Source organism: Bacillus sp. 05T22 (assembly GCF_056396765.1).
In genome coordinates this window covers 21794-28347 of the sequence record NZ_JBFTMC010000047.1, presented here as the reverse complement: position 1 = coordinate 28347, position 6554 = coordinate 21794, and the positions used below count along the sequence as shown (strand labels likewise).

At 35.3% G+C, this 6554-nt stretch carries 8 protein-coding genes, 1 pseudogene and 1 riboswitch; of the genes and pseudogenes, 8 read left to right on the top strand and 1 reads right to left on the bottom strand.

What is annotated here, in order from left to right:
- Positions 1–82 precede the first annotated feature (82 nt).
- Positions 83–400, bottom strand: a complete 318-nt coding sequence (locus AC1DIT_RS15250) for a hypothetical protein (RefSeq protein WP_016112920.1) — start codon at positions 398–400, stop codon at positions 83–85.
- Between the two features lie 239 nt (positions 401–639).
- A riboswitch (SAM riboswitch) is annotated at positions 640–753 on the top strand.
- Positions 754–837: 84 nt separating this feature from the next.
- Here AC1DIT_RS15250 and AC1DIT_RS15245 point away from each other — a divergent pair.
- The 8 genes and pseudogenes from AC1DIT_RS15245 to AC1DIT_RS15210 all read left to right on the top strand — a co-directional run bounded on the left by AC1DIT_RS15245 (position 838) and on the right by AC1DIT_RS15210 (position 6376).
- Complete coding sequence (locus AC1DIT_RS15245) at positions 838–1650, top strand: MetQ/NlpA family ABC transporter substrate-binding protein (RefSeq protein ID WP_016112921.1); 813 nt, start codon at positions 838–840, stop codon at positions 1648–1650.
- A gap of 12 nt (positions 1651–1662) precedes the next feature.
- Positions 1663–2703, top strand: coding sequence for a methionine ABC transporter ATP-binding protein (locus AC1DIT_RS15240; protein ID WP_016112922.1), 1041 nt, complete (start codon positions 1663–1665; stop codon positions 2701–2703).
- Positions 2678–3346 (top strand): methionine ABC transporter permease, encoded by a 669-nt coding sequence (locus AC1DIT_RS15235; protein WP_016112923.1) that lies wholly within the window; start codon positions 2678–2680, stop codon positions 3344–3346. The genes AC1DIT_RS15240 and AC1DIT_RS15235 overlap by 26 nt, the downstream gene beginning before the upstream one ends.
- Before the next feature lie 204 nt (positions 3347–3550).
- Positions 3551–3847 (top strand): annotated as a pseudogene (locus tag AC1DIT_RS15230) (thioredoxin family protein).
- Between the two features lie 13 nt (positions 3848–3860).
- Positions 3861–4115, top strand: a complete 255-nt coding sequence (locus tag AC1DIT_RS15225) for a hypothetical protein (RefSeq protein ID WP_016112924.1) — start codon at positions 3861–3863, stop codon at positions 4113–4115.
- A 147-nt stretch (positions 4116–4262) separates the two neighbouring features.
- A complete protein-coding gene (locus AC1DIT_RS15220) occupies positions 4263–4406 on the top strand; it encodes a hypothetical protein (protein ID WP_016112925.1) in 144 nt (47 codons plus the stop codon).
- A gap of 80 nt (positions 4407–4486) precedes the next feature.
- Positions 4487–5071 (top strand): TetR/AcrR family transcriptional regulator, encoded by a 585-nt coding sequence (locus AC1DIT_RS15215; RefSeq protein ID WP_016112926.1) that lies wholly within the window; start codon positions 4487–4489, stop codon positions 5069–5071.
- Between the two features lie 63 nt (positions 5072–5134).
- Positions 5135–6376, top strand: a complete 1242-nt coding sequence (locus AC1DIT_RS15210; protein WP_016112927.1) for an MFS transporter — start codon at positions 5135–5137, stop codon at positions 6374–6376.
- Positions 6377–6554: the final 178 nt, after the last annotated feature.

The window sequence follows — 6554 nt, the reverse complement described above, 5'->3', positions numbered from 1 at the left end:
GGAGTGTAATGGGTAAGGCATAAAATATTTTAGTATGAAAATCATGAAGCAGCTACATGTTACGTAGCTGCTTTCATATTATTTATTGATTTACTTGTAGTCGCTCTTGAATGAATAATAGTAATTTAACAATACTGTCTTCCATATAAATATCAAATTTTTGTCGATGAAATTCACCATGTTCGTTATAAAAAATAAGTTCTCCTTTACCAGCAGCTTCGTTTATCAACATATGAAAACTAAGTGGCGTTGCTACGATGGAGCCGTTATCATCTCGTAAAAGTATTTGGCATAGTGTTCCTTGTTGTGCTTCTTCATATAAAAAATCATAATGAAAGGATTGAGAGAGTTTTTCTATCTGAGATAATAGTAGGGTTTGTATAGCATGTTTATCTTGCATACAGTATAACCTCTTTTCGTTTGTTTATATAAAGTATTTGCTGTTCTAGTATATTAACGATAGGGATACTTTGTACATAGCTATTGCTCATTCCGTCTAGAGAGTACCAAATAGATAATTAGAAGAAAGAAATCTATTCCTCATTCGTAAATAAAGTATATTCAGAAAAATCCTATTGACAAAATTTTTTGTAAGATTTACTATTAGTACCATAGTTTTTGAAAAATTTAATACCAATACTCTTATCCAGAGAGGCGGAGGGACTGGCCCTATGATGCCCAGCAACCGAGCTTATGAATTATAAGCTAAGGTGCTAATTCCTGCAAAACGATTTTCGTTTTGGAAGATAAGAGAGGAGCCTATTTTGTCTATTCGACACCTCTCTTATTTGAGAGGTGTTTTTTGTTTAAGAACAGATATATAAGGGGGAATTGTATATGAAAAAGTTGTTGCTAAGTATTGTAAGTGGAACGGTATTGTTATTAGGCGCATGCAGTGCTGATTCGGGGAAGGAAGCAAAAGCGCTAGATGAGAAAAAGATTACAGTTGGTGTAACGGGTGGACCACATGAACAGATTTTTGAAAAAGTAAAAGAAGTGGCGGCAAAAGATGGTCTACAAGTTGATTTAAAGGTATTTAATGATTATGTAGCACCAAATGTATCGTTAGACGAAAACGACATTGATGTGAATAGCTATCAAACGAAATCCTATTTAGATGTATTTAAAGCAGAACGCAATATGAAATTGACAGAAGTATTTTCAACGGTAACGTTCCCAATGGGAGTATATTCTAAAAAACTGAAAGCTGTAAAAGAGTTAAAAGATGGAGATGCAATTGCTGTACCCAATGATCCAACGAATGAACTTCGGGCATTAAAATTATTTGAAAAAGCAGGTGTTTTAAAGGTTGATCCAAAAGCAACCGAGAAAGCAACAGCAAAAGATGTGATTGAGAATCCGAAGAATTTAAAAATTGTTGAATTAGAGGCGTCACAATTACCAACGCAGCTAGATGAAGTGAAAGCAGCGGCGATTAATACGAATTTTGCATTAGGTGCAAAACTAAATCCAGCTAAAGATTCTATTTTCCGTGAAGGAAAAGATTCACCATATGTAAACTGGGTGGTTGTTCGTACGGGAAATAAGGATGATGCAGCTGTAAGAAAATTGAAGAAAGCTTATCAATCTAAAGAAGTGAAAGAGTTTATCGAGAAAAAATTCGATGGTTCTGTTTTGCCGTCTTGGTAGGAGCTGACTATAATGATTGAACTGAAAAATATATCCAAAGTATTTACAACAAAAAAAGGTAAGGTTGAAGCTCTTAAACCAACTTCTCTTAAAATAGAAAAAGGAGAAGTATTTGGAATCATCGGATATAGTGGCGCTGGTAAAAGTACATTAATCCGTTGTGTAAATTTATTAGAAAAACCAACAACAGGAAATATAATTGTAAATGAAAAAGATTTAACAACTTTATCTACAAAAGAGTTAGCTAAGGCGAGACAAAAAATCGGGATGATTTTTCAAGGATTTAACTTATTAAAAACAGTCAATGTTTATGAAAATATTGCATTACCTTTACGTCTAGCTGGGATTCCAAAAACTGAAATTGAAAAAAGAGTAGAAAAATATTTACGTATTGTTGACCTTTTTGATAGAAAAGATGCATATCCAAGTGAGCTTTCTGGTGGTCAAAAACAACGTGTTGCGATTGCGCGTGCACTATCCTATGAACCAGAAGTTTTGCTAAGTGATGAAGCAACAAGTGCATTAGACCCAGAAACAACGGATTCTATTTTAGATTTGCTACTAGAGATCAATGAGAAAATAGGTATTACGATTTTGCTAATTACACACGAAATGAATGTAATCCAGCGTATATGTGATCGAGTTGCTGTAATGGAGAATGGGGCTGTGGTTGAGAGTGGCACAGTAAAGGATGTTTTTACAAATCCGCAACATGTAACCACGAAAAAATTTGTAAACAGCGCTTTTGCAGCTAAAATTCCGGAAGAAGTACAGAAAGAGCTAAAAAACACTGGGGAGATTGTAACGCTTTCGTTTATAGGGAACTCTTCAGGAGAACCAGCATTGGCTGTTGCTACAAAACGATTCCAAGTGTATCCCAATATTTTATCTGGTAATGTTGCACAATTAAAGCATGAAGCGTACGGTAAACTCGTTGTTCATATGCAAGGTGAAGAAAACGAGGTACATAGAGCTTTAGCATTTTTACAGGAACAAGGAATCATCGTAGAAGGAGGTAGGGAAGAGTATGGGAAACAAGTCCTTTTTGGATGAATGGAGTAAAGTGATATGGGAAGCAACGATTCAAACGTTTCAAATGACATCAATTTCACTACTTATATCAATTATTATTGCATTGCCACTAGGAGTAACACTTGTTTTAACAAGGCCTGGTGGTCAACTAGAGAATAAAATCGTATACCCTATTTCTAATACAATTATTAATGTCATTCGTTCTATTCCATTTATTATTCTATTATTCTTCATTCTACCGTTTACAAAACTGCTTATGGGAACTTCAATTGGTGTGAAAGGTGTGATTGTACCGCTTGTTGTATTTACAGCTCCTTATATTGCACGTTTAATGGAAACAGCTTTATTAGAAGTGGATCGTGGTGTAATTGAGGCGTATCAAGCGATGGGAGTTTCTACTATAAAAATTATTTGGCACGTTATGGTTAGAGAAGCGCGTCCATCGCTTGTGCTCGGCTTGACCATCGCAACGATTGGATTAATCGGTGCAACTGCGATGGCTGGACTTGTAGGAGCAGGTGGTCTTGGAGATTTAGCATATCGATTTGGTCATTTGCGTTATGAGCCAGAAGTGATGTATGCAACAGTCTTTATCCTAATTATTCTTGTTCAAGGATTACAATCTCTAGGGAACGGGATTGCGAGAAAATTAAAGAAAGATTGAAAAAGTGCGGTAGCTCTAATATAAGAGGTATCGCACTTTTTTATCATTTTAACCGAGAAGACCCCCTCCTCTAAACGAAGTGAAGGTGGGGGGGAGTTCAATTTTTGGAATATAGGTATAAATAAAATTGAAACCTAATTTTTTTAGATACCATATCGTGGTATCATTTAAATTTTTCATGTAAAATAATAGTAAAAATATGTAATAGAAGAATTAATAGCATATATTGAAGAACAAGGACGATTACTTTTATTCATAAAAGCCGAAAATTGTGGTGTGTGTGATGTGATGTTAGAGAAGGTAAATCGTTAGTTAAAGCAATATAAAAATGTGGGAAATATTGTCGTTTCGTTGGAGGATATGAAAGAAATTTCAGCGAAGTATTTAGTATTTACAGCACCAACAGTTTTATTATTTCATCAAGGAAAAGAAATACTTCGTGAGTCACGATTTATTTCCTTAGAGAATACAGAACGAACATTAAAAATGTTCGGAAAATAAAGGGGGATTTCATATGGGATTTGTAATAGCGGCATTATTGTTTTTAGTTTTAATTGGAATGATTGTAAAATCAATTAGATCAAATAAACGGAAAGTAAATCTTTATAAATCAGGTACTGGTGATAGTACATCCACTACGGCTACTTCTACACCATTGTTCTTTGCAGGATCTGATAGCGATAATTCACATGATTGTGGAAGTTCGTTTGGAGGAGATAGCGGTTTTTCAGGTGGTGATGGCGGCAGCTGTGGCGGCGGTGGAGATTAAAAAAATACGCTCTTTATGGGCGTACTTCTTTTTAAACAAACGTTTGATTAGTTGGTTTGAATCCGTATAGAATCAGCTAAACAAACGTTTGTTTAAATGCAGTGTATTAATACATAAGGAATATATGATGTTACAAGGGGAATGAACATGGAGAAGAAGCCGAAAGTTAAAAATAAAGGGAAGGTAGCTTTATTTTTATTAGTTGCAGGAGGAGTATTTATTTTTAAACTTGGTTTGAAGGTTGGAGCTATTCATACACTTCGAACATGGTTTGAGAATATTTTTTCCTAAATAAGGAATATGACCTCTTGTAAAAGAGGTTTTATATTTGTTAATATTAGACTGAACGGTCGGTTTGGTGAGGTGTGAACATGAGGAAGAATGCAGAAGAGATAAAAAAAGAAATAGCGTACCAAGCGGAAGAGTTATTTTCACAAAAAGGATACGCTGCAACATCTATGGAAGATATTTGTGAAATTACTGAACGTAGTAAAGGTAGCATTTATTATCATTTTAAAAGCAAGGAAGAATTATTTTTATTTGTAGTAAAACAACATACGTATGATTGGCTTGAAAAGTGGAATGAAAAAGAAAAGCATTATCATACGAGTACCGAAAAATTATATGGGCTTGCAGAGTACCACGTGGAAGATATACAACAGCCTATTTTTAGTGCCGTGGAAGAGTTTTCTACAAGTCAAATTGTGAGCAAAGAAACTCTGGATGAAATGCTGGTTTTAGCAAGGGCATCATATGGTGTTTTTGAAAAATTAATTGAAGAAGGTATAAAATCTGGAGAATTCCGTCAAGGAGATACCAGGGATCTTATGTACATTGTAAATGGCTTATTATCAGGGCTTGGGGTACTTTACTATGAGCTAGACTCTACAGAAATGAAACGCATTTACAAGAAGGCAATAGATGTACTGCTACAAGGAATGGCAGCTGAATCTTAAATCAGCAGCTTTTCTTTCATACCAAATTAGACTGAACGGTCGGTTTATAAAGGGGGAGATAGTATGAAATCTTTATTTAAAAATCGAGCATTTATGCTTGTTATGGCGTCTGATATTTTACAGCAGTTTGCGATTTGGATTCGAAATATGGCATTGTTGTATTTCGTTATGGAGCGAACAAATAATGATCCTGTTTCAGTTTCATTATTATCGGTTATGGAATATGCACCTATTTTTATTTTTTCATTTATTGGTGGTGCGCTAGCAGATCGCTGGAATCCGAAGAGAACGATGGTAGTAGGAGATATGCTAAGTATATTATCTATTATTGGGATTGTTTTCTTGTTAAAAATGGATTATTGGCAGGCTATATTTTTTGCAACTCTTGTTTCAGCAATTGTTGGGCAATTTTCTCAGCCTTCATCGTCACGTATATTTAAACGCTACGTAGAAGAAAAACATGTTGCAAATGCAATTGCAGTAAACCAAACGCTACAGTCACTATTTATGATTTTGGGGCCAGTTGTAGGATCGATTGTTTATACACAGCTTGGGTTGTTTATTTCACTATATAGCTTAATTGGATTGTTTGTGTTATCGGCTATTACTCTTTCGTTTTTACCAAGATGGATAGAAAAAGAGAAACCTGAGAGTATCTCATTATGGAATGATATAAAAGAGGGATGGAGGTATGTCCTTCAAACAAAAAATTTATGTATGATTACCATTACTTTTGCGATTATGGGGTTAGCGGTAGGATTAACAAATCCATTAGAAATATTTCTTGTTATTGAACGGTTAGGAATGGAAAAGGAGGCTGTTCAATATTTAGCAGCTGCTGATGGAATAGGTATGCTCATTGGTGGTGTCGTTGCGGCAGTTTTTGCTTCGAAAGTACATCCGAAAAAAATGTTTGTGTTTGGTATGGGTGTTTTGGCTATGTCTTTTCTTGTAGAAGGACTGTCTACATCATTTTGGATTACTAGTTTGATGCGGTTTGGAACGGGAATTTGTTTAGCTTGTGTGAACATTGTTGTTGGAACGCTTATGATTCAGCTTGTACCGGAGAATATGGTAGGACGTGTAAATGGTACAATTTTACCGCTTTTTATGGGAACTATGCTAATTGGAAATTCACTAGCTGGGGGATTAAAAGAAGCAACCTCACTTATTATTGTATTTTGTATAGCGATGTCACTTATTTTACTCGCGATTTTACCAATTTTACGTATGAGAATAAATGAAGAAGCCAGAAATAAAAAAGAGGATGCAAATCAAAAGGGGGTTACGGATTCTTTGGTGTAGGAATTCTACTAGAACAGGAGCGATTCATGCTCCTTTTTTATCCCGCATTAACGGGCAGTAAGACCCCCACCTCAAAATTTGGCAAAAGCAAAGAAGTTAGGTGGGGGATGAACTGCCCGTAAAAGCCCGATTGGTTCAACTAATAATCAGTGGGGGATGAAGAAAACCCCCACTGATT